The organism is Erythrobacter sp., assembly GCF_038133525.1.
Lineage (GTDB): Bacteria > Pseudomonadota > Alphaproteobacteria > Sphingomonadales > Sphingomonadaceae > Qipengyuania.
In genome coordinates this window covers 47,418-72,189 of sequence record NZ_JAYPTL010000005.1, presented here as the reverse complement: position 1 = coordinate 72,189, position 24,772 = coordinate 47,418, and the positions used below count along the sequence as shown (strand labels likewise).

Genomic DNA, 24,772 nt, shown 5'->3' with positions numbered 1-24,772 from the left:
GGTCAAGTATTCGCGGGATAGGACGCGCGCACGAAATATAGCCCGCAGGAGGGCGCATTGAGCCCGAGCGCTTGTCGATCGCGTGCCTCAAGAGCCTCGGCCACCTGTTCCACCCGCCAGCGACCCATGCCGACGAGCGCGAGGCAACCGACCATGCTGCGCACTTGATGATGCAGGAAACTGCGCGCCTCGGCGTGAATACGAACCTCCTCGCCTTGGCGTTCCACGTCGAGCCGGTCGAGTGTCTTGACCGGGCTTTCGGCCTGGCAATGCGCGGAACGGAAGGTGGTGAAATCGTGCAAACCAACCAGCGACTGCGCGGCGCGATGCATCGCCTCATGGTCAAGCGGGGTACCGAGTTGCCATGCCCGGTCGCGGTCGAGTGTCAGCGGCGCACGGCGGTTGGCGATGCGATAGACATAGGCGCGGCCGATGCAGGAAAAGCGCGCGTGCCAATCATCGGGTACGATCTCGCACGCGGTTACCGCGATCGGATCCGGCCGCAAATGCGCGTTAAGCGCTTCCATCAGGCGGAAGGGTTCGATGTCCTTCTGGATGTCGAGGTGGCTGCGCATCGCCAGCGCGTGGACGCCGGTATCGGTGCGGCCCGCGCTGTGCAGGCGTGTCTCCTCGCCGGTCACGCGGAAGGCGGCTTCCTCGACCGCCTGTTGCACGCTCGGCCCGTCGGCCTGTCGCTGGAGCCCGAAAAACGGCGTCCCGTCGAATTCTAGGGTGAGCGCGAAGCGGGTCATAGGGTTCCCCGTCGGCGCGTGGCCTTCGACAGGCTCAGGCCGAGCGGATGCAAGTAAGGCAACCAACCCCGCTCATGCTGAGCCTGTCGAAGCATGGTCGCCAAAATCACTTCAGCACCGAACCAATGGGAACCGGATTACCGCGCAGAAAGGTGTCGAGATCCATCGCCGGCTTGCCCGCGCGTTGCAAGCGTACCGGCCGGATCGCCCCGCTGCCGCAGGCGATGGCCAGCCGGTCCTCGAGTACCTCCCCGGGCGCACCCGAGCCATCGGTCAGCTCCGTCCGCAGCAGCTTGACCCGGTCTCCGCTTAGTTCGAACCAGGCGCCGGGGAAGGGGGCAAGGCCCCGTACCAGACGCTCAATCTCCGCGGCGGGTTTCGACCAGTCGATGCGCGCCTCGGTCTTGTCGATCTTGGCGGCATAGGTTGCTGCGTCGTCATCCTGCCGCATCGGATGCAGGGCGGGGAGATCGATCAGCGTGCCGACCATCAATTGGGCGCCGATTTCGGCCAGTTCCTCGGTCAGTTCGCCGGTGGTCTTGTCGTCGATCGGCGTGCGTGCCGTGGCCAGCATCGGGCCGGTGTCGAGCCCGGCCTCCATTTGCATGATCGTGACGCCAGTCACCGGGTCTCCCGCCATCACCGCGCGATGGATGGGCGCAGCCCCGCGCCAGCGCGGCAGGATCGAGGCGTGGACGTTGAGGCAGCCGTGCTTGGGCGCATCGAGCACCGGCTGCGGCAGGATCAGGCCATAGGCGGCGACCACGGCCACGTCTGCATCGAGCGCGGCGAAGGCCTCCTGCTCATCTGCCGATTTGAGCGTTTTCGGGTGACGGACCTCAATCCCCAGGTCTGTGGCGCGCTGGTGCACCGGGGTCGGCGTCAACTCGCGCCCGCGCCTTCCGCCGGGGCGCGGAGGCTGGGTGTAGACGCAAACCACCTCATGCGCCGCATCGACCAGCGCCTGCAGCGTCGGCACCGCGAAATCGGGCGTTCCCATGAAGATTATGCGCATGAGGGTGCCAGTGGCCTTTCTCTGTTTCGTCGCTGCCCCTATCTGTCGACCCATGGCATCGCAAGAGATCGAAACCCTCGCAGCCGCGTTGGCAAAGCTTCCTGGCCTGGGTCCGCGCAGCGCGCGACGTGCCGTGCTGTGGCTGGTCAAGCGGCGCGAGACCGCATTGCCCGCGCTGCTCGACGCGCTCGCCACCGTGGGCGAGGCGCTTGTCGAATGCGAGGTCTGCGGCAATGTCGATACCCGCAATCCTTGCGCGATCTGCGCCGACCCGCGCCGCGACAGCAAGAGCCTGTGCGTGATCGAGGATGTCGCCGATCTGTGGGCACTGGACCGGGCCAAGCTGTTTACGGGGAAATACCACGTCCTCGGTGGCAGGCTCTCGGCGCTCGACGGCGTGCGGCCCGAAGACCTCAATATCGCCGCGCTGCTTGCGCGGATCGAGGAGGGCGGGATCGACGAAGTCGTCCTGGCTATGAATGCCACGCTCGAGGGGCAGACCACCGCACACTACCTCGCCGAACGTCTCGAGGCCTATCCCGTGCGCATCACCCAGCTCGCCCACGGCCTGCCGGTCGGTGGAGAACTCGATTATCTCGATGAAGGAACACTCGCACAAGCCTTGCGTGCGCGGAGGCCGGTGGGTTAGTTCCGCCAATGGGGTCGCGTCGCTTTGGGAGTGACGGGATTGGCGACATCTGCGCGTCGGGCGGGGGCGGTACACCCGGCCTGGTATCTGTTCTGGCTGACCTTCCTGCTAACCTGCCTGTGGTTCCTCTACGAATCGGCAACGACCGACCATTTCGAGGAAATGCAGGCCGGGGCGACTTTCTGGAACCGCTTCGTCTGGTATTTCGGGCACGCCCTGATCTCTTCTCCGGTGCTGCTGATCGCGCCCTTGCAGTTCATGCCGGGATTGCGTCAATCGCGTCCGGCGGTGCACCGATGGCTGGGACGGGTATTCCTGGCCAATTGCATGATTGCCGCCCTGCTCGGCGTTTACCTCGGCTCGACGATCTACCTGCCGGGTTCACGGGTGCCGCTTTCGCTTCTGGGATCGCTTTGGTTCTTCTTTGCCGCCGTCGCCTGGCAGGCTGCTCGACGGCGCGATTTCGTCAATCACCGCAAGTTCGCCATCCGGGCCTTTGCGCTTGGTGCCGCCTTCGTGTGGGTGCGGATCATCAGCAGGATGCAGGAAGACATTTTCTCCTTCATGCCGACCGAGGACTTGCAGGAAACGACCAAGGAATGGCTGACCCTGTTTCTGCCCATCCTCGTCACCGAGCTTTGGCTCAACTGGGGACCGACCGCCAGGAAGCTGTTCTCAAGAAAAGCCTGACCGGGCGCAAGGCCGTTCGCGGATTGAATTCGCCGCGTCTCGCGACTATCTGGCCCCCATGGCTATCCGTGAAATCCTCGAAGTGCCGGATCCCCGGCTCAAGGTCGTGTCCGAACCCGTCACCGCGTTTGACGACGAGCTGAAGGAGCTCGTCTCGGACATGTTCGAGACCATGTATGCCGCCCCCGGCATCGGCCTCGCCGCGATCCAGGTCGGCGTGCCCAAGCGCGTGCTGGTGATCGACCTCCAGCCCGACGATCTCGATGCCGAGCCCGAGGAATGCGATCACGGCGGGCACCATCACCATCACTATCCGACGAAGAAGGAACCGCGGGTCTTCGTGAACCCCGAGATTCTCGATCCGGCGGAGGAACTGGCCACCTATCAGGAAGGCTGCCTCTCGGTCCCCGAGATATTCGCCGACGTCGATCGCCCGGCGACCTGCCGCGTGCGTTACCAGGATCTCGAGGGCGAGACCCACGAAGAGGACATGGAAGGCCTGATGGCCACCTGCATCCAGCACGAGATGGACCACCTCGAAGGGATCCTGTTCATCGACCACCTCAGCCGGTTGAAGCGCAACATGGCGCTGAAGAAGCTGAAGAAGATGCGCGAATACGCGTAATCCGTAATTCGGTTGATACCGGGCGAAGGCTACTGGCGTTCCCTCTCCGTTCCGCATAGGATGGCGGGATGGATATCACTGCAATTCTCCTGATTTTCCTCGCGCTTGTCCTAGGGGGCGCGCTGGGTTGGTTCGTCGGTTCGCGTCCTGTGGCCGACTGGAAGGCGCGGCATGGTGAGGCCGAAGCCGGGGCCAAGGCGGCGGAAGAGAAGCTCGCGCGCATGGTGCCCGAGCTTGCGACCATGTCCGAACGCGCGGCGCGGGCCGATGCACTGGCTGCGCAGCTCGACGCGGCCCGCGAGGAGAATTCCGCATTCCGCGCCGAACGTGCGGGTTTCGAGGAGCAGAAGCGCCTGCTCGAGGAAAGCCGCGCCAACCTGCTCAAGGAATTCGAGAACACCGGCGCCAAGGTGCTTTCCGCCGCGCAGGAACGGCTGGTCGCCGCTGCCGCAGAGCGGTTGGGCCATTCGGAAAAGGCGAGCGAGGAGAAGTTGCGCGCTCTGCTCGAGCCCGTTGGCGCACGACTCAAGGCCTATGAGGAACAGGTTGGCGCGCTCGAGGCGAAGCGCGTCGATGCCTTCGGCCAGCTTACCGGCCTGATCGAATCGATGAAGGCGGGGCAGGAAGAGGTGCGGCGTGAGGCGCAACGGTTGGGCAATTCGCTGACCAATGCCCCCAAGGCGCGCGGTCGCTGGGGTGAACGGGCGTTGCAGAACGTGCTCGAACAATGCGGTCTTTCCGAACACACCGATTTCCAGCTCGAACATTCGCTGGAAACCGATGAGGGGCGGTTGCGTCCCGATGCGATCGTCCACGTGCCCGGGCAGAAGAAGCTGGTGATCGACGCCAAGGTCTCGCTCAACGCCTACCAGGCCGCATTCGAGGCCGATGACGAGGTCGAGCGCAAGCGCCACCTTGATCTCCACGCCAAGGCCATGCGCGGCCATGTCCAGACGCTCGGCACCAAGGGTTACCAGAGCCAGTTCGACGAGGCTCCCGACTATGTCGTGATGTTCGTCCCGGGGGAACATTTCGTCGCCGCCGCGCTGGAGGCCGATCCCGAACTGTGGGACTTTGCCTTTCGCAACAAGGTGCTGCTGGCAACCCCGACCAACCTCGTCGCCATCGCACGCACCGTGGCGCAGGTCTGGCGGCAGGACACGATTGCTCGCGAGGCGATCGAGATCGGCAAGGCCGGTGCGGAGCTTTACGACCGACTCGCCGTCGCCGCCGAACACCTCAAGCGTGTTGGTGGGGGCCTCGAAACCGCGGTCAACAACTACAACAAGTTCGTCGGCAGTTTCGAGCGCAACGTCCTGACCTCGGGCCGACGCCTTGCCGACAAGGGCATCGAAATCGGCAAGCGCGAGATCGAGGAAATCCCGCTGGTGGAGAACGCGCCGCGCTATACCGCGCAGGATTTGCTCGACGATGGCAGCAAGGAAGTTGCGGACTAGGTGCGCACTCCCTTATCAGATAAGAACCTGGAAAGATTACGAATTATCAACTTCGTTCATGTCAGAATGTGTCCATGTATTATGTCGAACAGCTCCGGTATTGGCACAATTATAATCGCCTAGACTGTGGACATTATATGCGCGGAGCTGACGTTCCATTGGACGCAACTAGCGCAATGGTTGCTCGCGACAAATCGTCTCATAGGGGATTAAGAGAACGTACCGGACTACGTGAACTTTGTGCTTTCAGTGTAAATCAAGATTACCTTGATGAGATCGGTCACCTGCGTGCTCTTGAGTATCTAGAGATCCCAAAATTCTTTACCGCAAAAGACCTAGATCCTCTGCTGAATCTTCAGAATCTTCGCATCTTGAAGATAAATTCGCCCCGAAACATTCTCGATTTTGCGCCAATCTCTACACTTCCGAAACTTGAAAGGCTGCACATCACCAACGCTTGGAAGATGGGAGAGATTGACTGGTTGAGGCCGCTCAAGGATCGGCTCAGGGTCTTCTCCTTTGACGGCGATATGTACAGGAACGCACACCTCAATTCCTTGGCTCCACTTGAGGGATTTGATCTTGTTGCGCTCCTATTGGGCAATACCAAGATTGGCGATACGAGTTTGGCACCCGTACAATCGATGCAGAACCTCAGGTTTCTACAAGCATCATCATCTATTCCACGTTCAGAGTATGAGTCACTTCATAAGGCCCTCCCACAACTCAAGTGCTGTTGGTTTCATGATGAAGCTTGGGAAAGGTTGCGCGCGTAGTGCGTCGGGAATTTTTCGAAGGTACTCGAAAGCTCTCGTTCGGCTCAGGAGTTTCCGAGCAAATCAAGCTTGAGGACAAGGAGGCTTCAATGGCGGACGGTGTCCCAATTCACACGGCGCAAGACCGGCTTTTGGGCAATGATGCGGATAGAGCCGAATGAGCTGGCGTCTAGGCCTTGCTGCGGTCGGGCTCGCGATGGCGGTCCCCGCCTCGGCAAAGAGTTTCGCGCCGCGTGACGAGTGTGGGGCAATCCAGGGGGCAGATGCGTTCCAGATGACGCTCGCGACGGCGGTCGCCAATCGCGACGAGGCGATGCTGCTTCCGCTGTTCGCGCCCGACGTGCTGCTTGATTTCGGTGGAGGCAGTGGACGCGAGCTGTTGCAAAAGCGGCTGAATGATCCCGACTACCGGCTTTGGGATCAGCTCGACGAGTTGCAGCGGCTCGGTTGTGGCGGCGACGCGACTGGCTTCTACTCGCCGTGGTATTGGGGCGAGGACCTGGGGACCGACGATCCCTTTATGACCTATCTCGCCAACGACCGTGCAGTGCCGTTGCGCGCCTCACCCACCGAGGGCGCACCGGTCCTCCGATTGCTCGAATGGGACGTAGTGACGCTGATCGACGATGAAGACGACGGCTCGAAGTTCGCCGAGGTGGCGGTTGGGCGCATGCGCGGCTTTGTGGCATGGTCAGACCTGCGTTCGCAGATTTCCTATCGCATGCTCGTTGGCCGGGGCGATGGCCAATGGCGGGTCACAGCCCTAGTCGCGGGCGACTGATGGGTTGAATCCCGATCGAAGTGTGCGGAAGGCTGGCGTTAATCTCAAATTCCGCGGACGATCGGCAACCCCGATGTCTAACCTAATGCGCGCAATCGCTGCGACGCGATGTCGAGGATCTGCAGGCGGTCGAGGAACTTGGCGATGACATGGTCGTCTTCGCTGAGGCTGTCCGCCAGGCGATCGAGCTGGTCGGCAATGTCGAGCAAGTCGTCCCGGGTCGTCACGGCTGCTCTTTCGGCGCCGGTCAGTATGTGGTGCGTATCGGCTACCGGATATCGGTGCTTCGCTTCCTGCACCACCCGGTCCACTTCGCTCTGGCGCGCGCTGCCCGTTGCGAGCCAACTCTGGACCTCGATGTCGCGGTCGAATTGCAACCCGGCTTCCCGCCCATTGTGCCGCATGACCCTGCCTGAAACCGACAGGCTGCCCCGCCTGATCCGGCATCGTTCGCCAACCCGCGGCAGCTCCTGCCCTGCAACCAGGGCCCCGTTGGGGGAAAGGTTGCGAATGCGGACCGGTGCCGACAGTGCATCGGTCAATATTGTCCCCATCACGAATGTGTTCGTGCGGGCTTCCCGGCGACGCGACACTTCGCCAGCATCAATGACTGCGAGCGTTTCCATGACGCCCTTTTAGGATTTTACGGGTAAGATCGGCCTTATTGCCTCTAGGGGAAACTACGTGCCGCGCGGCGGAGGGCATGGGGGTGCCCCGCATGATTTCGGCACTTGTCAGGGCTACGGGATATGCGTTTGCTACAAGCCTCGCATCTTCTTCAACCTGGCGGATGGCGAAAGCACACGCCTGTCGCCTCCGTCGCCGTCCCCCGTTTTTCTCGCCCGTGCGGCTGCAGAGCGCTTTGCCCATGCGTGGCACACGGTGCTTCCGCCGCCGGGAGCAGACCGCCGCCATGAGGTGAAACCCGTCCGAAAACCTGACAATTCCGCGCTTCCCCGGTTGCTGCGGCGCAGCGATACGCTCGCCCTCTTGATGCGGCGAAGCGGGTCGAGGAGGTGATAGTGCAGTTCTTTAAAGCCCTCCGACCGATGTTCCGTGGGAGGCTGTGCCTAGCTCTCGAAACGGGCGAGTACCTCATACCCCAGCACAGCGGCCGCGACTGCAGCGTTGAGGCTGTCTGCGCGGCCTTTCATCGGCATGGTGACGCGCAGGTCGCAGGCCAGCTCATATTCCTCGGGCAGGCCGCGGCTTTCATTGCCGACCATGACAAAGCACGGCGCGGCATAGGGGGCGTTGCGATATGGCTGGGCGTCGCGCAGGCTCGCCGCGACGAGCTGGCCGGGACCGGTGCGGAGCCAGGGCTCGAACTCCTCCCACCGTGCTTGCGCGAGTTTCTGGGTGAAGATCGCACCCATGCTGGCGCGGACCGCCTCGACGCTGAAAGGATCGACGCAGTCGTCGATCAGGATCAGCCCGCCAGCACCGATGGCGTCGCCGGTGCGGAGCATGGTGCCGAGATTGCCCGGATCGCGCAGTGCCTGCGCGACCAGCCAGATATCGGCACTGGTCCGGTCAAGCGCGGCGAGCGAGGTGTCGAATTCGGCAAATACGCCGGCGACAGCCTGCGGATTGTCCTTGCCGGTGATCTTGGCGAGGATGTCGGGCGAAGTCTCGATCACCTCTCCGCCTGCGGTTTCGACTGCGATCTCAAGCTCCGCCAGTAAGGGGTGCGGATCGCGCCCAGTCGCCAGTACCAGCACTTCGGGCACATGCCCGCATTCGCGCGCATCGGTGAGCAACCGCAAGCCTTCGGCGAGGAAGCGCTTGGCTGCCTTGCGATGTTTCTTCTCGCGCAGCGCGCGCAGCGCCTTGACCGTCGGATTGGAAAAGCCTGTGATTTCGCGGCGGGCCGCCATGGTTCAGGGCTCCCCGAAGCCATCCTCGATCATCGCGGCGAGCCCGGCCATGGCCGCTTCGCCATCGGTTCCGCTAATGATCAATTCGATCTCGTCACCCTTGGCCGCGCCTAGCATCATCAGGCCGAGGATGGAGCCGCCGGCGGCTTCGTTCCCGTCCTTCGCGACACGTACGGTGCAGCCGTCGGGAAGTTCGGACACGGCATTGACGAATTTCGCGCTGGCCCGCGCGTGCAGACCACGTTGATTGACCACGATGAAGGTCCGCCGCAGCTCGCTCAAGAGGCCTTCCGCGCGGTTTCGATATCCTGCCCCAGGAACTCGCTGGCGACGGTGATATAATTGCGGCCGGCGGTTTGTGCTGCGTGAACCGCATCGACCACGTTCATGCTCTTGCGCGCTCCGGCCAGCCGAATGAGCATGGGCAGGTTGATCCCCGCGATCACTTCGATACGACCGGCGTCGAGTAGCGAAATGGCGAGGTTTGACGGGGTGCCGCCGAACAGGTCGGTCAGGATGATCGCGCCATCGCCGGTGTCGACCGCCTTGATCGCATCGGCGATATCCTGACGCCGCTGCTCCATATCATCGTTTGGGCCGATGCAGATCGTGGCGACGCCATCCTGCTTGCCGACCACGTGTTCCATGGCGTCAATGAAATGCTCGGCGAGCATGCCATGGGTGACGAGGATCATGCCTATCATGCGTGACGTATCCGAATTGCGACCGTGAAACGACTCGTGCCGGGCTCTCAACCACCAACCAGCTCGGGAATCAACGCCGTTCGAGCGGAACTGCCGGACGACTTCCCAGATTGCGATGGATTACCGTGGGCGAAAAGCCCGCCTCGCGCAAGGTCTCGGCGGCGCGTTCCGCACAGTAGACCGACCGGTGTCTCCCCCCGGTACAGCCGAAAGCGATGTTCAGATAGCTGCGGCCCTGCGCCGCATAATGCGGCAGCAGCTCGCTCAACAAATCGGCGATCCGCGCGAATGCGGGGGCGAATGCGGGATCGGCGGCGATGTGCTCGCCCACCGCAGGATCGAGCCCGGTTTTCTCGCGCAGCTCCTCTACCCAATGTGGATTGTCGAGGAAGCGCACGTCGAACATCAGGTCCGCCAGCGGCGGCGTGCCGCGGGCAAAGCCGAAGCTGGAAATCGTAACCGTCATCGCGCGTTCGGCGCTGTCGGCAAAGGTTTCACGCACCACCTGCTGCAGCTGGTTGGTGCCGAAATCGGAGGTGTCGACGACAATTTCCGCCCAGCGTCGCAGGGGTTCGAGCAGCTCACGTTCGGCCTTTATGCCGTCGAGCACCGGGCGTTCGCGCGCCATCGGATGCGGGCGGCGCGTTTCGTTGTAGCGCCGCTCGATCTCGCTGCTGGCGCAGTCGATGAACATGGTCGTCAGTTCGAGATCGGGGCGCGCGGACAGCTGCTTGCACAGTTCGATGATCTCGCGAGGGACGAAACCACGAGTGCGCGAATCGAAGCCGATGGCCAACGGGCCGCTGGGCATGTCGCCAGCCACTAGGCCGCCGAGCAGGCGGATCGGAAAATTGTCGATCGCTTCCCATCCGATGTCCTCAAGTACTTGCAAGGCAGTCGACTTGCCCGCTCCCGAAAGGCCGGTGACGAGCAGGATGCGCTGTGGTGCGGGGAGGGGCGAATCGTCAGCCATCGGCATCCCTTTTCGCGCCACCAGACGGATTGGGAAAGGTTAGGCCGTATTGGGCCAGTGCGTATTCGGCGCGCAGGGCCTGGATCGCATCGCCAGGAGCGAACGGCAGCAGCGGTATCGCGACATCGAGCAGCCGGCGCTGGCCAAACTCGAGCGGGAAACGCGCCGCCGCTGCGTCGAGCGTCAGCACCAGCGCGACCGGCGCCTCGACCGCCGGCAGTTCGATGATCCCCACATTGCGCACCTCGATCAGCCCCGCCGTATTGGGAGGTGGCGCGGCGATGATCCGCCCCGATTGCTCTGTGATCGTCAGGGCATCATCGCCGATGAGGTTCGCGCCCCGATCGATGAGGGCCAAGGCCAGCGACGACTTGCCGCTTCCGGGCTCGCCTTCGATCAGCAAAGCGCGTCCGTTTATGGCGACGGCGGTGACGTTGGCGAGGACCTGGGAAATCATCGCCTGGCCGGAAGACCGAAGACCAGGCAGGCCCCGCCTTCGCCATCCTCTCGCTCAGTTGCCACCAGTGTTCCGTCATGCGCTTCCGCGATCGAACGTGCGATCGCGAGTCCCAGCCCGGAATGCTTGCCGAAATCCTCGCCCTCGGGTCGGTCCGAGTGGAACCGCTGGAACACCGCCTCGCGCTTTTCCTCCGGAATACCTGGTCCTTCATCGCAAATCGTCAGCGAAACCCAGCCGTCCTGGCGTTCGATTTGGGCCGTGATGCGCCCACCCGGCGGGGAGAAAGAAACCGCATTGTCGAGCAGGTTTTCGATCACGCGCTCTATGCGGACTGGCACGCCCATCACGACGATCGGCGCGCCGCTGACAGTCAAGTCGATCGTTCGGCCATCGTTCTCTTCGCGTGCTTCGCGACTGGCGACTATGTTCGAGATCAACTGTCCGATATCGACCGGCTCGAATTCTGCGCGCGATAGCTCGGCGTCGATCCTGCTGGCATCGGAGATTTCGGTCACCAGGCGGTCGATCCGCTGCACGTCATGGGTTGCGATATCGAGCAGCTGTGCCCGCAAGGCCGGATCCTCCACCCGCGTGAGGGATTCGGTCGCGCTCCGTAGCGAAGCGAGTGGGTTCTTGATTTCATGCGCGACGTCAGCGGCGAAGCTCTCCACCGCGTCGATGCGCTGCCGCAGCGCAAGCGACATGTCCGAAACCGCGCGTGCCAGCATCCCGATTTCGTCCCGTCTTTCGGGCAGGCGGGGTACCTCGACCAGCCGGTCGCGACCCTGCCGTACCCGAATCGCCGCCTGCACCAGCTCGCGCAAGGGGCGTACGATCGTTCGCGCAAGAAATAGCGACAGCATGGTCGAAACCAGCAGAGCGAGGAGCACTACCACCAAGACCGTGGAGCGAGCCTCGCGCACGCTTTCGGTAATATCGACCAGATTGCGGGTCAGCAGCAGTGTGTCCCCATCGAGCCCGACCGGGGCTGCGGCGTTGATCACATGAGTGCCGTCAGCCGCATCGCGCAGCACGATCTGCGTCAGGCTTTCCTCACGGGCGCGCTTGAGCTCGGGCCAGTCCTCGACATCGTCGCTCTCCGGCTCCTTGTAGTCGGGTAGTGCCGGAGCACCGACGACGCGGTCGAACCAGCGATCGACCCGCAAGGCGAAGGCGTTCTGGTCGACTTCGACAGGGTCGGGCAGGGTAAAGCTGGGCGGGGCCAGGGCGAAACTGTCGGATTCGAGCCTGCCGTCGGGGCCGTAGACGCGGAGCCGCAGCCGCTGCTCCTTGCCGATCTGGATCAGCAAGGCGTCCTGGCGGCGCGGGGTCGCGCCCGCCAGCGCTTCGGCGGTGATCTGCGCTTCGACCAGGGCGAGCTTGAAGCGCTCGCCGAGCAGCTGCTTGCGATAGGCGTCGACATAGATGACGCCGCCGCCAAGCAAGACCAGCGGGAGCACGTTGACGAAGAGGATACGGCTGGTGAGCGACAGTCTTCGCGACCAGCGCAGCTTGTCAAGCCGCGGATCGCCCTTGAGGACACTGCCGATCTCGGTCACGTCTGCGCCCTTCAGCCGTCGCTGAAGCTATAGCCGGCGCCGTACAGTGTCTCGATTGCGGAGAACTGCGGATCGACGCTGCGGAACTTGCGGCGCATGCGCTTGATGTGGGAATCGACGGTGCGGTCGTCGACAAAGACATCGTCAGGGTAGGCTGCGTCCATCAACTGGTTGCGGCTCTTGATCACGCCGGGCCTTGCGGCGAGCGCTTCAAGCAACAGGAATTCGGTCACGGTAAGGGAGACCGGCTTGCCATCCCAGGTCACGTAGTGGCGTGCCGGGTCCATCAGCAACCGGCCTCGTTCGATCGCTTCGTGCGCGGGACCGTCGAGAGGATCGGCCATCGTCAGCGGGCGTACAGCGTTGCTGCGACGCAGGATGGCTCGGATACGGGCGAGCAGTAGGCGCAGGCTAAAGGGCTTGGCGATGTAATCGTCCGCGCCCATTTCGAGCCCGGCCTGTTCGTCGGCCTCATCGTCCTTGCTGGTAAGGAAAATCACGGGCAGCGGCGATTGCTGGCGCAGGCGGCGCAGTAGCTCCATCCCGTCCATCTTGGGCATCTTGATGTCGAAGATGGCGAGGTCTGGCGGGTTGGCCAGCAACGCGGCAAGCGCGGTCTCGCCGTCTGAATAGAGCCGCGTGGCGAAGCCTTCCGCCTGCAATGCAATCGATACGGTGGTCAGGATGTTTCGGTCATCGTCGACCAGCGCGATTATCCGCTGGTCGGGATCCTGGGGATTGGCGCCGAGTGTCGGGTCGCTGGTCATGATCAGCTGACTAATGTGTTTGGCGCAGCAAAACAACGCGGGCTGTATGTCCCCATAGGACAAGTCGTGCCTTCGCCATTTGACCTGTGGGCGGCGCGGGACTATGCGCAGAATTGCATGGCACGCATTCGTATGCGTACCCGATTCCATTACAGTAACGCATTGGCGCACTGGAGATTTTTGGTGACTTTTCCGCTTTCCTTCCCGCTGTCCAGCCAGGGCATCGAGACCACTGCAACAATTCACCCGAACCTTGATTCGACTGAACTGACCGCAGCGGCACTTGTGCGTGGCGAAGGACGGAAGGCCAAGGATGGGCCGTTAGTTGTGGAAACCGGCAAGCACACCGGGCGCAGCGCGAAGGACAAGTTCATCGTTCGCGATGCCGAAACCGAGAACACTGTTTGGTGGGACAACAACGCGTCGATGACGTCGGATCATTTCGCCGCGCTCAAGGCCGATTTCCTGGCAGCGCTTGCCGACAAGCCCGACCTGTTCGTCGCCGACTTGTTCGGCGGTTCGCAGCCCGAATACCGCGTCAATGTCCGCGTGATCAACGAGTTGGCGTGGCACAACCAGTTCATCCGGACCCTGCTGGTGCGGCCGACCGAGGCTGAGCTGGAAGGATTTACGCCAGAATACACGATCATCGACCTGCCCAGTTTCCGGGCCGATCCGACCCGTCACGGTACTCGCAGCGAGACCGTGATCGCGGTCAACCTGTCGGAAAAGCTCGTGCTGATCGGCGGCACCAAATACGCCGGCGAGATGAAGAAGAGCGTCTTCGGCATTCTCAACTACCTGCTGCCGGCCAAGGGTGTAATGCCGATGCATTGCTCGGCAAATGTCGGCCCCGACGGCAAGACCGCCGTCTTCTTCGGCCTGTCCGGTACCGGCAAGACCACGCTTTCGGCCGATGCCAGTCGCACGCTCATCGGCGATGACGAACACGGCTGGTCGGACACCGCTGTCTTCAACTTCGAGGGCGGCTGCTACGCCAAGATGATCCGCCTCTCGCCGGAAGCCGAGCCTGAGATCTACGCCACCACCAAGATGGAAGGCACTGTGCTCGAAAACGTTGTGATGAACGACGCGGGCGAGATCGACCTCGACGACAACAGCCTCGCGGAAAATACCCGTGGCGCCTACCCACTCAGTTCGATCCCGAACACGTCGGCCGAGAACATGGGGCCGCCGCCATCGAATGTGATCATGCTGACCGCCGATGCTTTTGGTGTGCTGCCTCCGATCGCTCGACTGACGCCCGACCAGGCGATGTATTATTTCCTCTCGGGCTACACCGCCAAGGTAGCCGGGACAGAGATTGGCGTGACCGAACCCGAAGCGACATTCAGCACCTGCTTCGGTGCTCCTTTCATGCCACGTCACCCCAGCGTCTATGGCAATCTCCTCAAGGAACGTATCGCCAAGGGCGAGGTACAGTGTTGGCTGGTCAACACCGGTTGGACCGGCGGTAAGTATGGGACCGGCAACCGCATGCCGATCAAGGCGACCCGCGCACTGCTGAACGCAGCGCTCGATGGCTCGCTCAACAGCGCCGAATTCCGCAAGGACGCCAACTTCGGCTTCGAGGTCCCGATCAGCGTACCAGGTGTCGACAGCACCATCCTCGATCCGCGATCGACCTGGGCTGACAAGGACGAATACGATCGTACCGCGCAAAAGCTGGTGCAGCTCTTCGTCGACAATTTCGAGCCCTTCGCGGCGCATGTCGACCAAGGCGTGCGCGACGCAGCCCCGATCGCGGCCTGACAAGTTTCGCCCTTCGGGGCGCATGAGTTGGAGAGGAGAGCCCCCGGCCGGGAAACCGGACCGGGGGCCATCTTTTCGTCACCTTGATCGGCTCTAAAGGCTGCAGCGTCCCAGACCGCAAGGAGATTGCAGATGAGTCTCTTCGATAGCGTGCTCAAGAAGATCGCCGGCTCACCCGACGATGTCGCAAACCTGGCCGCCCAGATCGGGATCAACCCCGGTATTGCGGAAAAGGCTATCGCGGCGCTCGGTCAGTCGCACCAAATGCAGGGGGACACGATCGAGCTGGCAGCCGCAAAGACCGGTTTGGATACTGGTACGCTTGGTCAAATTGTCGAGCAGATCGGCGGCGAAGGTTCGCTGATGGAGTTCGCAAACACGTTGAGGGACCATCCACAGGCAGCAGGGCTCCTGAAATCGCTCGACCGCGATGGCGACGGCAACCCACTCAACGACATCGCCGACATGGCCAGCGGACTATTCAGCAAGAAGTAGTGCTGCCGGTTTGGGCCCTGCTTAGGTCTTCGTCCGTGCGATATAGCGTTCGACATTCTTCGCCATGACATCGAGCGGGGCGTTGCCGCCGAGTATGACTGCATCGTCGAAATCGCGCAGGTCGTAGGCACTGCCAAGCGCGGCCTGCGCTCGTGTGCGTTGGCGGACGATTTCCGAATGTCCAATCTTGTAGCCACAGGCCTGTCCGGGCCAGCTACAATAGCGATCGACTTCGCTCGCCACTTCTTCGGGCTTTGATCCGTTGCGCTCGACAAAGAAGGCGCGACCCTGTTCGCGGCTCCAACGTTTGTGGTGGAGCCCGGTGTCGACCACCAATCGGCAGGCGCGAAAGGCGAGGCTTTGCAGGTAGCCGAGGCGGCCAACCTTGAATTCGTCATAGGCGCCAAGCTCGTCGGCAAGCTGTTCCGCGTAAAGCGCCCAGCCTTCGCTGAAGGCGTTGAAAGCGAGGATCGAGCGGATCAGCGGAAGCCGATTGGAGAATTCGCCTTCCCACACATGACCCGGAATGGTTTCGTGGAAGGCGAGATCGGGCAGGTCATATTTGCGGTGCAGGTCGGTGGTCCGCAGATTGATCCACATGCGGCCGGGGATCTTGCCATCCTTGCTGCCTGCTCCGCCATAGGCGCCGGGGGCACCGGGTTCTTCTTCTGGCGGCAGGCGGCGGATTTCCATGTTGGGATCGACCAGCGTGCGGAAAGCGCGCGGCATCTGTGCCTTGATCCAGTCCACCTTGTCCTTAAGGTAGGTCATGATCTCCGCGCGGCCAGGATCGCCCTCGGGGAACTTGTAGCGCGGGTCTTCGGCCAGCTTCTGCATCCGCTCGCCAACCGAGCCGGAGGTATAACCAATCTCGCGCAGAATCGGGTCCATGCGCCCGTGGAGCTCGTCCAGTTCACGTAGCCCGATCTCGTGGATTTCATCGGGGCTCAGAGTGGTGGTCGTGGCAGCGCGCAATGCCCAGGCATAGTATTCTTCGCCCTTGGGTTGGCTCCACATGCCGGGATCGTTGTCGGCGACTGCGTGCTGCATCTGGAGTTCCGCCAGCTGCGCTTCCAGGGCCTGGGCGATTGGGCCAGTCTCGAGCGTCTTGGCGCGGTTTGCGTGGCTTTCGGGCATGCCTTTGGCGATCAACCTGGCACGCAGGGGATCGGCGAAGAGTTCGCCCTTCATCGCGCGGGTCAAGGTGCCCTTGAGCTGGTCGATCGCCTTGTTCAGCAGGAAGGCGGGCGGGACCATGCCCATTCCGCGGGCAGCTTCGCATCGTTCGCGCTCGCCGGCGAAGGCGGCGGGCATGGCTTCCATTCGGGCGATGAAGGCATCGGCGTCATCGCCATTTTCGACCGGGTGGGTCGAATCCATGAAGCGCGGCAGGTCGAGATAGCCCCCGACGTTCTGGATCACGCAATAGGGCGTATTGCGCCAGCTCCCCACGGCGACGTCGCCATAGGGCTGGGCAAAACCATCGAGTGCGGTGGCGTAGCCGCTCTCGACCACTTCGAGGTTGGTGATCGTATCGGCATCGAGCCCTTCGCGCGGATAGGCGCGCACACGCTCGAGATCCTGCCGCAGGGTTGCGGCATAGGCGTCCTGTCCCGCCTTGGTCTGGTCCTCCAGAACGTAGCGTAGGCCGGCAAAGCGGCCGGTATCGACCCCTAGGTTGGTGGCGCGGTCGGGTTCGTGCGCGAGGAGGTTGTAGCCGACGACTTCAAGCAGCCGTTCGGCACCGATCTGTGAGGCCCGGACGACGCCCTCCGGTCGCGGGCCGGATGCGCATCCACCAAGCGTGAGCGCGGTTGTTGCGCCAAGACCTTCAAGGAGTTGGCGGCGGGTGATTTCAAAGCTGTGCTGGATCATGGCGCGCGGTGTGCGCTGCGGTTTGGAGGCTGTCAATCGAGCGGGAGGGACTTGCGGGCTTTGACCGCTCGGCTATGCAGAAAACATGCTCGACGCGGTTCTTTCGCTCCTGGTCCTGGCGGCCATAGTGCTTGTCATTGGCGCCTTCGTGCTGTGGCGTCGGACCGGCAATGTGAAGAACGCGCTGTTGATGGTGCTCCTGGCTGTCGTCGCGCTGGTCAACGTGATGATCTGGACCTTGCCCGACGCGGATGGCGAGGCCCCGCTCGAAAAGCTAGAACAGGGCGCTCGCTAGGGCCCGCCTAGTCGGGAAGTTCCCACATGACCGATCCGGAATAGCTGCCGACCACCGGCTCGCCGCTGGTTCCGCGTGCGGGTTCGAACCTGGCACGCTTGGCAACTAGGGTGCAGGTCGCCTCGTCGAGTTCGGCATAGCCGGTCGAACGAGTGATCGAGCAGTCCGTTACCTTGCCATCGGCTGCGATTTGCAGCCGGAACGCAGCCAGCCCTGTCAACTCGCGCCGCGCCCAACTGGGCCGGTAGTCTCTATCGATCAGCCAGCGCGAAGGATCGTTCCTGGCTCGCGCTGCCACCGGATCGAGACCGGGCTGGGGTGCTGGCTTTGGCAGGACGATGCCCGTTCCCTGTCCAGGACTTGGCGTCGCGACGGGGATGGGGAACAGTGTGGTTTGGGTTTCGGGTAGATCGACCTTGATACTGATGGGTGGCTGCGGTGTGATGGCTTGCGGTTGTACCGGCTGCTTCGGCGTCACTTTCTCGATCGGCTTTGGGGGAGGTGGAGGTGGCTCGACCGGAATATTGACGCCCTGAACGACAGTAGTGATATCGGGCAGCGAACCGGTGATGGTGAGCCCGAATACCAGCGCAGCGCCCGTCGCGGCATGGATGGCTACCACTGCCGCCATGCTGGCGGGTGAGGGCCTGCGGGACTGGTCGACATAGGACATGGGCTTGCTCCTCTTCCATAGCGGGAGGTTGCTGATCACCTCCTCGTTTACGCAATGTTACAACATAACATTTTTGGAACAAGGACTTTCGAGTTCTTATTTGCCACCGACTATTGGCAGCGAAGGACTGACCTGGTTCCGGCGAGTGGAACCCTTCGCCTGCTGGCACAGGCGACAGTCGCTCTATTCGTTATCGCTCTCAGCTCTGGTGAACCAGAGCGCCTAACCCATCACTTGATCGGGCAGGCCGGGTCTAGGCGGAAGTCGAGGTAATTGTCGACCGCGGCCATAAGGTCCACCTGCTCGTTCTCGAAGAAGTGGTTGGCGCGCGGAATTTCCTCGTGGTGTACGGTAATGTGCTTCTGCGTGCGCAGCTTGTCGACCAGCTTGGTGACCGAATTGGGCTGCACCACCGTATCCTGCGCGCCGTGGATGAATATCCCGCTGGCGGGGCAGGGGGCGAGGAACGAGAAGTCGTACATGCTCGCAGGCGCACCAATGCTGATCCAGCCGCGGATTTCCGGACGGCGCATCAGCAACTGCATGCCGATCAGCGCGCCGAAGCTCACGCCAGCAATCCAGGTGACCTGCGCTTCGGGATGAATCTGCTGGACCCAGTCGAGCGCCGCGGCGGCATCGCTCAGTTCGCCAACGCCGTTGTCGAAGCTGCCCTGGCTGCGGCCCACGCCGCGAAAATTGAAGCGCAGCGTGGCGAAGCCACGATTGACGAAAGTCTTGTAGAGCCGCTGCGTGATCTGCTCGTTCATCGTACCGCCACCCTGCGGATGCGGATGGAGGATCATCGCTACCGGCGCACGCGGGCGCGGGGCGGGGGAGAAACGGCCTTCGAGGCGGCCTTCGGGGCCGGGGAAGATGACGGTCGGCATGAGCGGAATACCTGTCGAAATGTGCGGTTTCGCGCACCATCGGGTGGCGCGCGGGAAGTCGCGGGCTATATAGGGTTCGCAACCAAAATCGCAATCATTTCGAGCCCGTATCATCCCGGAACGCATCTATCTCGACCATGCTGCCACTTCACCGCTGCGCCCAGAGGCGCGTGCGGCGATGGAGGAGGGCTTCGAAATCTGGGCCAATCCGAGCAGTCCGCACGCCGAAGGCCGCAAGGCGCGGGAAGCTCTGGAGGCCGCGCGTGGGCGGATTAAGGTGGCGCTTGGGTGGCAGGGCGAGGTAATCTTCACGTCGGGCGCGAGCGAAGCTCTGGCACTGGCCCTTCAGCAGGGCCAGGCTGGTGCGCGATTGGTGAGTTCGGTCGAACACGATTCCGTTATGCAGGCCGCCGTTGACGCGGAGCGCCTGCCGGTGCGGGCTGATGGCGCGCTCGACCTTGAAACCCTCATGGAAGCTGTGCAGCGCGAGCGACCACTCGTTGTTGTGCAACATCTCAATTCTGAAACCGGCAATCGTCAGGACCTTGCCGCAATTGCTGACATAGTGGGTCAGGCTGGTGGGTTGCTATTGGCGGATTGCGCCCAGAGCGCCGGGAAAGTCACGCTGCCGCCATGCGATATGGCGGCGATATCGGCCCACAAATTCGGCGGGCCAATCGGTATCGGTGCACTGCTGGTCAAGGACTATGCCATGCTCAAGCCGAGCGGTGGCCAGGAACGCGGCTATCGACGCGGGACCGAGAACCTGCCCGGTGTGCTTGGCCTGGCGGCGGCGTTGGAGGCCTGTGCCTCGCCCTATTTTGCAGCCGAAGTGCTGGAGCCGCTCGACACTTTGGCCGAGCAATGCAGGAACCTGGGCGGCACCTGGCTCTCCGATCGCCTGTGCGATCCCACATCCTGCATCCGCGCCATTGCCATGCCGAATATGAGCGCCACCGCGCAGGTCATGCGCTTCGACATGGCGGGGATCGCCGTGTCGCAGGGCTCGGCCTGTTCGAGCGGGACGATGAAGACCAGTCGTGTGCTCGAGGCGATGCAGCTCAAACCCGATATCGCCGCGCGTACGATTCGTGTCAGCGTGGGCTGGAATACCACTCGCGCCGAGGTCGAGCGGTTCTGCGAGGTTTGGCTCGAACTGGCGGGTAAGGGATGATCTACCTAGATTACCAGGCCACCACCCCGCTTGCGCCCGAGGCGCGCGAGGCGGTGCTGCGCTGGCTTGGTGGACCGGAAAGTGACGAGTTCGGCAATCCCCACAGCGCGCACCGGATGGGCCGCATGGCCAAGGCCGCAATTGAGACCGCGCGAGAGAAGGTCGCAGCACTCTTTCCTCCAGGTGGGCGGGTTATCTTCACCTCGGGCGCGACCGAGGCGATCAACCTCGCGATCCGCGGATCGGCCATAGGAGGCACGGTGGCGGTTTCCGCGATTGAACATGCTGCAGTGCTCGATACGGCGGAGGCGTTGGGAAGCAGGTATATCCTGCCTGTCAATGGCGATGGAACTTGTCGGTCAACGCAGGAGCTGCCGTCGGACACGCGTCTGGTCTGTGTGATGCAGGTCAATAACGAGATTGGCACGATCCAGCCGGTGTCCGACTGGCAACGAAAGGCTCGCGCTGCAGGCGCGCTGTTCCTCTGCGATGCGGTGCAGGCGTATGGCAAGCTACCCGTTGCGAGGGCCGACATGATCGCGATCAGCGCCCACAAATTCCATGGGCCCAAAGGTATCGGTGCGCTGTGGGTCCGTGATGGGATCGACCTGACCGAAGTCCAGACCGGTGGCGGGCAGGAGTTCGGCCTGCGTTCGGGGACGCTCTCTCCGGCATTGATCGCAGGGATGGGCGCAGCCGCCGCGCTCGCCGCCGAGCGCATGGCCGACGATGCAGCACATGTCGATACGCTGTGGTTGCGTGCACGCGAGCTTTTCGCCGACTGGACCCTCAATGGCAGCGCTGAGGCGCGCTGGCACGGCAACCTCAACATCCGGCGCGACGGCCTCGATGTTGCCCGCCTGATGAGCGATTGCCGCGACGTCATGTTCTCCGCCGGATCCGCCTGTGCCAGCGGCTCCGGACGCACCAGCCACGTGCTCAAGGCAATCGGACTATCCGATGCCCAAGCCAAAAGTGCCATACGCCTCGGTTTCGGGCGCTATACGACGCTTGAACACATCGAAGAGGCAGCATGCCTCATCAACGCGGCGGCGGAGGCACAAGGTCTGTGAAGGTCCATTTCACCACGGCGAGGGGCGAGGCAGTTACGGCGGAAGCCGAACCCGGCGACAACCTTCTGCGAGTGGCACAGGCGGTAGGCATGCCGCTGGAAGGGACCTGTGAAGGGCAGATGGCCTGCTCGACCTGCCATGTGGTGGTTGCCGCCGACTGGTTCGCGCGGCTGCCCGAGGCTAGCGAGGAGGAAGAGGACATGCTCGACCTGGCGGCCGGGGTAACCCGCACCAGCCGCCTGTCCTGTCAGATCGTACTTGATGACACGCTCGACGGGTTGGCGGTGACTATCCCGCCCGAAAGCTACGACATGCGTCGCTGACCCTCGGTCCGGTCCAGTCGGCCTTCGGTCGATTGGCCTTTGCCCCACGGGGTTGCTGGGCTAGCGAGGCCCCTTCCGGTTCGCAGACCTTGGAGGGAAGTCATGCGTCTTGCTTACGCTCTGTTGCTCGCCACCGCGCCGATTGCAGTCGCCGCGCCTGTCGCCGCGCAGGATCACGCCGCTCATCACACCGAGCATCATGCAGCCAGCGAAAACAACGCCGAGCTGCGCGCCTGGTTCGAGGCGAAATACGAAGAACAGCTGCAGACCAGCCCACTTTCGCTCACCGGGCTTGGGCGCAAGGATCACTATGGCGAGATCGACGATTTTTCGATCGAGGCCGCCGATCGCGACCTCGCCTGGCAGAAGGCTAGCGTCGAAGAGATGGAACGGACCTTCGACTATGCCAGCCTGAGTGCGGCCGATCAGCTGTCCTATGACATCTGGAAATACGAATATGAAAGCGCCGCGAGGGCGGCAAAGTGGCGCGATAACAACTATGTCTTCACCCAGATGCAGGGGCTGCACACGGCCTTGCCCTCGATCCTCATTTCGCAGCACCGGGTCGATACCGCGCAGGACATGCACGACTATATCTCGCGTGTCGGCCAGATCGGCCGAGCCATCGGTCAGCTGGTCGATATCGCTGAGCCGCGCGCAGCAGCCGGCGTGCGCCCACCCTATTTCGCCTATGACTTCGTGATCGCGGAAGCGAAGAAGTTGACGTCCGGCGCGCCGTTCGACGATGGCCCGGACAACGCGGTGTGGCAGGACGGCAAGTCAAAGATCGCCCAGCTTGTCGAAGCCGGCACGATCACGGCAGCCCAAGGCGAAGCAATGCAGGGCGAGCTCGAGACTGCGCTCAAGACCGGCTATCGGTCTGGCTACGATCGTCTCGCTGCCTTCATGGCCGCCGACCGCGCCAATGCGCCGGAACTGGCGACCGGGGTTGGTAGCCTGCCCAATGGCGAAGACTATTATGCCTATCGCCTTGCTGCCTCGACAACGACCGACCTCACGCCGGAACAGGTCCACCAGATCGGCCTCGACGATGTGAAGCGTATCCATGCCGAGATGGAGGCGATCAAGGACAAGGTCGGTTTTGGGGGCGACCTCAAGGCCTTCTTTGCGCGCGTCAAGGACGACCCGGCGAACTATTTCCCGCAGGGCCACGATGGTGCGCAGATGTATATCGACGCCGCTAGCGCGGCGCTCGACAATATCGAGTCCAAACTGCCCGAATATTTCGGCCTGCTGCCCAAGGCTCCGCTAGAGGTCCGGCGCGTCGAGGCGTTCCGCGAGCAGCCTGGCGCGGCGCAACACTATCGTTCCGGCACTCCCGACGGCTCGCGCCCGGGCATCTATTACGCCCATCTCGCCGATATGAGCGCGATGCCCAGGAACATGCTTGAGGTAATCGCCTATCATGAAGGCCTGCCGGGCCATCACATGCAGATCTCGATCGCGCAGGAACTGACCGGCGTCCCGACTTTCCAGACGCAGGTCGGCTACGGTGCATTTGCCGAAGGCTGGGGGCTCTATTCGGAGCGCTTGGCGAAGGAGATGCCGGGCACCTACGCCGACCCCTATTCGGACTTCGGCCGGCTGAGTTCGGAATTGTGGCGCGCGATCCGGCTGGTGGTTGATACTGGCCTGCATTCCAAGGGCTGGACCGAGGAGCAGGCGATTGCCTATTTTACCGAAAATTCTCCCCAGAATGCCGAGACGGTCCGCAGCGAAGTGCGCCGTTACATTGTCTGGCCGGGACAGGCGACCAGCTACAAGATCGGGATGAACAAGATCCTCGAGCTTCGCGCAGAGGCTGAGGCGGAACTCGGCGACAAGTTTGACATCCGCGGCTTCCACGATGCGGTGCTGGGCGGTGGCTCACTGCCGCTATCGCTGCTCGAACGGCGGGTGCGCGGCTGGATCGCGGAGAAGAAGGCGAGCTAGTCGCAGAGCATAGGGACGGGGATTGGTTCGCGAACTCTTGTGCGCTCGCGGCGCACCATACCGGCCTGCTTCCTTCCGAGCCGCGTCCACTCTCCTCGGCCGTGAAATGTCGATGACTTGCCCGAGTAGAAGAGCTAAAACTGCGGAATGAATAGGGTTTTTGCCTGGGTTCTGGTTCTGCTTGCTATCTCTTCCGTGCCGGTATCGGCACAGGAGCAAACTGACGTCATCGTCGTCGAAAGCGATCGAGACAAGGTGCCCTCAACCACTCAAATCGTTCGCGCCTTATCCAAGGAAGTTGATGGAAGCATCCCGCGCTTCCAGAAGCCTGTATGTCCAGGCGTGGCAGGCCTGCGCTTGCCGCTTGCGACTGCCATCGTCGCGCGGATGCGGGAAAACATTGAGGAGGCGGGGCAGGCACTTGCCGCAGAGGGCTGCACGCCGAACCTGACGTTGATATTCACCGACGATGGCCAGCAATTGATCCAGGAACTGATCAGCAAGAGTCCGAGGATCTTTGGTCTGTTGACGGCGCATGAAATTGGCAAATTGAAGAGCGCGCCAGGGCCCGGCTGGGCCTGGCACGCAACAGTAGCGAAGCGTGCTGATGGGGGCCCGGTCGCCGATCCAACGGGTATCCCTCCTGGACCAAAGCCAAAGGGCTCTTATTCGGTACCCAATGCCTCACTTTCGCGGCTCAGTTCACCAGTGCGGCGTGATATCGAAGCTGCGTTTGTGGTCATTACGGTCGATGCCATTTCTGGGCTCACCGTGCGACAATTAGCAGATTATGCGACACTTCGCGGGCTCAGCGTATCTCCAAACCTCATTGCACGTGAAATCCTCGATGATTCAATCCTCTCGCTGTTCGACGACCGAACGAACGACCGTGACCCAGTAGACCAGCTCACATCCTTCGACCGTGCTTATCTGAGTGGAGTCTATAGCGGGAACGCCGGGCTTACTTACCGGCAAAAAACTAAGCTGATAGCTCAGGCTATCGAGCGATCAGAGAGGGACTGACGGCCAGGTCGCCACGAGGCCATTTCGCGCCAACTTGTTGCGCGAAGGTTTGTGCTGTGGGGAAAGCGGCGTCGCAGCTGACAGTTCCGGCAGCTAGCTGATAGAGCGGCGACTATGTCCACCACCGATCTCGAAGATTCCAG

Annotated in this window: 27 protein-coding genes; 14 read left to right on the top strand and 13 right to left on the bottom strand. The window is 62.5% G+C overall.

What is annotated here, in order from left to right:
* Window positions 1-2 precede the first annotated feature (2 nt).
* Both truA and fmt read right to left on the bottom strand, forming a co-directional pair.
* Window positions 3-752: a tRNA pseudouridine(38-40) synthase TruA gene (gene truA, locus AAFM29_RS02465; protein WP_341711242.1), complete on the bottom strand. Its 750-nt coding sequence runs from the start codon at window positions 750-752 to the stop codon at window positions 3-5.
* Between the two features lie 106 nt (window positions 753-858).
* A complete protein-coding gene (fmt, locus tag AAFM29_RS02460; protein WP_341711241.1) occupies window positions 859-1,767 on the bottom strand; it encodes a methionyl-tRNA formyltransferase in 909 nt (302 codons plus the stop codon).
* 52 nt (window positions 1,768-1,819) lie between these two features.
* Between fmt and recR the strand changes: the two genes are divergently transcribed.
* The 6 genes from recR (at window position 1,820) to AAFM29_RS02430 (ending at window position 6,745) form a co-directional block, all read left to right on the top strand.
* Window positions 1,820-2,416: a recombination mediator RecR gene (recR, locus tag AAFM29_RS02455; RefSeq protein WP_341711240.1), complete on the top strand. Its 597-nt coding sequence runs from the start codon at window positions 1,820-1,822 to the stop codon at window positions 2,414-2,416.
* 39 nt (window positions 2,417-2,455) lie between these two features.
* Window positions 2,456-3,106, top strand: coding sequence for a DUF2306 domain-containing protein (locus AAFM29_RS02450; protein WP_341711239.1), 651 nt, complete (start codon window positions 2,456-2,458; stop codon window positions 3,104-3,106).
* 58 nt (window positions 3,107-3,164) lie between these two features.
* Entirely contained in the window at window positions 3,165-3,731 is a 567-nt protein-coding gene (locus AAFM29_RS02445; protein ID WP_341711238.1) for a peptide deformylase, read from the top strand.
* 74 nt (window positions 3,732-3,805) lie between these two features.
* Window positions 3,806-5,188, top strand: coding sequence for a DNA recombination protein RmuC (locus AAFM29_RS02440; protein ID WP_371830705.1), 1,383 nt, complete (start codon window positions 3,806-3,808; stop codon window positions 5,186-5,188).
* Between the two features lie 137 nt (window positions 5,189-5,325).
* Window positions 5,326-5,964: a hypothetical protein gene (locus AAFM29_RS02435; RefSeq protein WP_341711236.1), complete on the top strand. Its 639-nt coding sequence runs from the start codon at window positions 5,326-5,328 to the stop codon at window positions 5,962-5,964.
* A 157-nt stretch (window positions 5,965-6,121) separates the two neighbouring features.
* Window positions 6,122-6,745, top strand: a complete 624-nt coding sequence (locus AAFM29_RS02430; RefSeq protein WP_341711235.1) for a hypothetical protein — start codon at window positions 6,122-6,124, stop codon at window positions 6,743-6,745.
* Between the two features lie 77 nt (window positions 6,746-6,822).
* Here the strand turns inward: AAFM29_RS02430 and AAFM29_RS02425 are convergent, their stop codons facing one another.
* From AAFM29_RS02425 to AAFM29_RS02390, 8 genes are all read right to left on the bottom strand, one after another.
* Window positions 6,823-7,371 carry a PilZ domain-containing protein gene (locus AAFM29_RS02425; protein WP_341711234.1) on the bottom strand — a complete coding sequence of 183 codons (549 nt, stop codon included), beginning with the start codon at window positions 7,369-7,371 and terminating at the stop codon, window positions 6,823-6,825.
* Window positions 7,372-7,815: 444 nt separating this feature from the next.
* Entirely contained in the window at window positions 7,816-8,622 is an 807-nt protein-coding gene (locus tag AAFM29_RS02420) for an RNA methyltransferase (RefSeq protein ID WP_341711233.1), read from the bottom strand.
* Window positions 8,623-8,625: 3 nt separating this feature from the next.
* Complete coding sequence (locus AAFM29_RS02415) at window positions 8,626-8,904, bottom strand: HPr family phosphocarrier protein (RefSeq protein WP_341711232.1); 279 nt, start codon at window positions 8,902-8,904, stop codon at window positions 8,626-8,628.
* Complete coding sequence (locus AAFM29_RS02410) at window positions 8,901-9,326, bottom strand: PTS sugar transporter subunit IIA (protein ID WP_341711231.1); 426 nt, start codon at window positions 9,324-9,326, stop codon at window positions 8,901-8,903. Before AAFM29_RS02410 ends, AAFM29_RS02415 begins: the two co-directional genes overlap by 4 nt.
* Window positions 9,327-9,396: 70 nt before the next feature.
* Window positions 9,397-10,299, bottom strand: a complete 903-nt coding sequence (rapZ, locus tag AAFM29_RS02405) for an RNase adapter RapZ (protein ID WP_341711230.1) — start codon at window positions 10,297-10,299, stop codon at window positions 9,397-9,399.
* Window positions 10,292-10,756: an HPr kinase/phosphatase C-terminal domain-containing protein gene (locus AAFM29_RS02400; RefSeq protein WP_341711229.1), complete on the bottom strand. Its 465-nt coding sequence runs from the start codon at window positions 10,754-10,756 to the stop codon at window positions 10,292-10,294. Before AAFM29_RS02400 ends, rapZ begins: the two co-directional genes overlap by 8 nt.
* Window positions 10,753-12,309, bottom strand: a complete 1,557-nt coding sequence (locus AAFM29_RS02395) for an ATP-binding protein (RefSeq protein WP_371830704.1) — start codon at window positions 12,307-12,309, stop codon at window positions 10,753-10,755. The genes AAFM29_RS02400 and AAFM29_RS02395 overlap by 4 nt, the downstream gene beginning before the upstream one ends.
* Before the next feature lie 20 nt (window positions 12,310-12,329).
* Complete coding sequence (locus AAFM29_RS02390) at window positions 12,330-13,085, bottom strand: response regulator transcription factor (RefSeq protein ID WP_341711227.1); 756 nt, start codon at window positions 13,083-13,085, stop codon at window positions 12,330-12,332.
* A gap of 183 nt (window positions 13,086-13,268) precedes the next feature.
* Here AAFM29_RS02390 and AAFM29_RS02385 point away from each other — a divergent pair, with 183 nt between their 5' ends.
* On the top strand, window positions 13,269-14,858 hold the full coding sequence (locus tag AAFM29_RS02385; protein ID WP_341711226.1) for a phosphoenolpyruvate carboxykinase: 1,590 nt from the start codon (window positions 13,269-13,271) through the stop codon (window positions 14,856-14,858).
* 132 nt (window positions 14,859-14,990) lie between these two features.
* On the top strand, window positions 14,991-15,353 hold the full coding sequence (locus AAFM29_RS02380; RefSeq protein WP_341711225.1) for a hypothetical protein: 363 nt from the start codon (window positions 14,991-14,993) through the stop codon (window positions 15,351-15,353).
* A 21-nt stretch (window positions 15,354-15,374) separates the two neighbouring features.
* On the opposite strand, the gene AAFM29_RS02375 is transcribed toward AAFM29_RS02380, so the two are convergent.
* Window positions 15,375-17,228: a DUF885 domain-containing protein gene (locus AAFM29_RS02375; protein ID WP_341711224.1), complete on the bottom strand. Its 1,854-nt coding sequence runs from the start codon at window positions 17,226-17,228 to the stop codon at window positions 15,375-15,377.
* Between the two features lie 85 nt (window positions 17,229-17,313).
* Between AAFM29_RS02375 and AAFM29_RS02370 the strand changes: the two genes are divergently transcribed.
* Window positions 17,314-17,523 carry a hypothetical protein gene (locus tag AAFM29_RS02370; RefSeq protein WP_341711223.1) on the top strand — a complete coding sequence of 70 codons (210 nt, stop codon included), beginning with the start codon at window positions 17,314-17,316 and terminating at the stop codon, window positions 17,521-17,523.
* Window positions 17,524-17,530: 7 nt separating this feature from the next.
* Here AAFM29_RS02370 and AAFM29_RS02365 read toward each other — a convergent pair whose 3' ends face one another.
* The gene (locus tag AAFM29_RS02365) at window positions 17,531-18,196 is read right to left on the bottom strand and encodes a TonB family protein (protein ID WP_341711222.1); all 666 of its coding nucleotides are present in this window, start codon (window positions 18,194-18,196) and stop codon (window positions 17,531-17,533) included.
* Between the two features lie 230 nt (window positions 18,197-18,426).
* A complete protein-coding gene (locus tag AAFM29_RS02360) occupies window positions 18,427-19,083 on the bottom strand; it encodes an alpha/beta hydrolase (protein WP_173211935.1) in 657 nt (218 codons plus the stop codon).
* A 112-nt stretch (window positions 19,084-19,195) separates the two neighbouring features.
* On the opposite strand from AAFM29_RS02360, the gene AAFM29_RS02355 reads away from it, so the two are divergent.
* The 5 genes from AAFM29_RS02355 (at window position 19,196) to AAFM29_RS02335 (ending at window position 24,629) form a co-directional block, all read left to right on the top strand.
* Window positions 19,196-20,257 (top strand): aminotransferase class V-fold PLP-dependent enzyme, encoded by a 1,062-nt coding sequence (locus tag AAFM29_RS02355; RefSeq protein WP_341711261.1) that lies wholly within the window; start codon window positions 19,196-19,198, stop codon window positions 20,255-20,257.
* Window positions 20,254-21,330, top strand: a complete 1,077-nt coding sequence (locus tag AAFM29_RS02350) for a cysteine desulfurase family protein (protein ID WP_341711221.1) — start codon at window positions 20,254-20,256, stop codon at window positions 21,328-21,330. The genes AAFM29_RS02355 and AAFM29_RS02350 overlap by 4 nt, the downstream gene beginning before the upstream one ends.
* Complete coding sequence (locus AAFM29_RS02345) at window positions 21,327-21,653, top strand: 2Fe-2S iron-sulfur cluster-binding protein (RefSeq protein WP_341711220.1); 327 nt, start codon at window positions 21,327-21,329, stop codon at window positions 21,651-21,653. The genes AAFM29_RS02350 and AAFM29_RS02345 overlap by 4 nt, the downstream gene beginning before the upstream one ends.
* Window positions 21,654-21,755: 102 nt before the next feature.
* Window positions 21,756-23,606, top strand: coding sequence for a DUF885 domain-containing protein (locus tag AAFM29_RS02340; protein ID WP_341711219.1), 1,851 nt, complete (start codon window positions 21,756-21,758; stop codon window positions 23,604-23,606).
* A gap of 147 nt (window positions 23,607-23,753) precedes the next feature.
* Window positions 23,754-24,629, top strand: a complete 876-nt coding sequence (locus tag AAFM29_RS02335; RefSeq protein ID WP_341711218.1) for a hypothetical protein — start codon at window positions 23,754-23,756, stop codon at window positions 24,627-24,629.
* Window positions 24,630-24,772 lie beyond the last annotated feature (143 nt).

Excerpts from the sequence above, each read along its gene's own strand:
- AAFM29_RS02410 (WP_341711231.1), bottom strand. The coding sequence starts at position 9,326 with ATGATAGGCATGATCCTCGTCACCCATGGCATGCTCGCCGAGCATTTC.
- truA (WP_341711242.1), bottom strand. The coding sequence starts at position 752 with ATGACCCGCTTCGCGCTCACCCTAGAATTCGACGGGACGCCGTTTTTC.
- AAFM29_RS02445 (WP_341711238.1), top strand. The coding sequence starts at position 3,165 with ATGGCTATCCGTGAAATCCTCGAAGTGCCGGATCCCCGGCTCAAGGTC.
- AAFM29_RS02360 (WP_173211935.1), bottom strand. The coding sequence starts at position 19,083 with ATGCCGACCGTCATCTTCCCCGGCCCCGAAGGCCGCCTCGAAGGCCGT.
- recR (WP_341711240.1), top strand. The coding sequence starts at position 1,820 with ATGGCATCGCAAGAGATCGAAACCCTCGCAGCCGCGTTGGCAAAGCTT.
- AAFM29_RS02335 (WP_341711218.1), top strand. The coding sequence starts at position 23,754 with ATGAATAGGGTTTTTGCCTGGGTTCTGGTTCTGCTTGCTATCTCTTCC.
- AAFM29_RS02370 (WP_341711223.1), top strand. The coding sequence starts at position 17,314 with ATGCTCGACGCGGTTCTTTCGCTCCTGGTCCTGGCGGCCATAGTGCTT.
- AAFM29_RS02435 (WP_341711236.1), top strand. The coding sequence starts at position 5,326 with ATGCGCGGAGCTGACGTTCCATTGGACGCAACTAGCGCAATGGTTGCT.
- AAFM29_RS02380 (WP_341711225.1), top strand. The coding sequence starts at position 14,991 with ATGAGTCTCTTCGATAGCGTGCTCAAGAAGATCGCCGGCTCACCCGAC.
- rapZ (WP_341711230.1), bottom strand. The coding sequence starts at position 10,299 with ATGGCTGACGATTCGCCCCTCCCCGCACCACAGCGCATCCTGCTCGTC.
- AAFM29_RS02340 (WP_341711219.1), top strand. The coding sequence starts at position 21,756 with ATGCGTCTTGCTTACGCTCTGTTGCTCGCCACCGCGCCGATTGCAGTC.
- AAFM29_RS02365 (WP_341711222.1), bottom strand. The coding sequence starts at position 18,196 with ATGTCCTATGTCGACCAGTCCCGCAGGCCCTCACCCGCCAGCATGGCG.
- fmt (WP_341711241.1), bottom strand. The coding sequence starts at position 1,767 with ATGCGCATAATCTTCATGGGAACGCCCGATTTCGCGGTGCCGACGCTG.
- AAFM29_RS02375 (WP_341711224.1), bottom strand. The coding sequence starts at position 17,228 with ATGATCCAGCACAGCTTTGAAATCACCCGCCGCCAACTCCTTGAAGGT.
- AAFM29_RS02420 (WP_341711233.1), bottom strand. The coding sequence starts at position 8,622 with ATGGCGGCCCGCCGCGAAATCACAGGCTTTTCCAATCCGACGGTCAAG.
- AAFM29_RS02430 (WP_341711235.1), top strand. The coding sequence starts at position 6,122 with ATGAGCTGGCGTCTAGGCCTTGCTGCGGTCGGGCTCGCGATGGCGGTC.
- AAFM29_RS02425 (WP_341711234.1), bottom strand. The coding sequence starts at position 7,371 with ATGGAAACGCTCGCAGTCATTGATGCTGGCGAAGTGTCGCGTCGCCGG.
- AAFM29_RS02400 (WP_341711229.1), bottom strand. The coding sequence starts at position 10,756 with ATGATTTCCCAGGTCCTCGCCAACGTCACCGCCGTCGCCATAAACGGA.
- AAFM29_RS02390 (WP_341711227.1), bottom strand. The coding sequence starts at position 13,085 with ATGACCAGCGACCCGACACTCGGCGCCAATCCCCAGGATCCCGACCAG.
- AAFM29_RS02350 (WP_341711221.1), top strand. The coding sequence starts at position 20,254 with ATGATCTACCTAGATTACCAGGCCACCACCCCGCTTGCGCCCGAGGCG.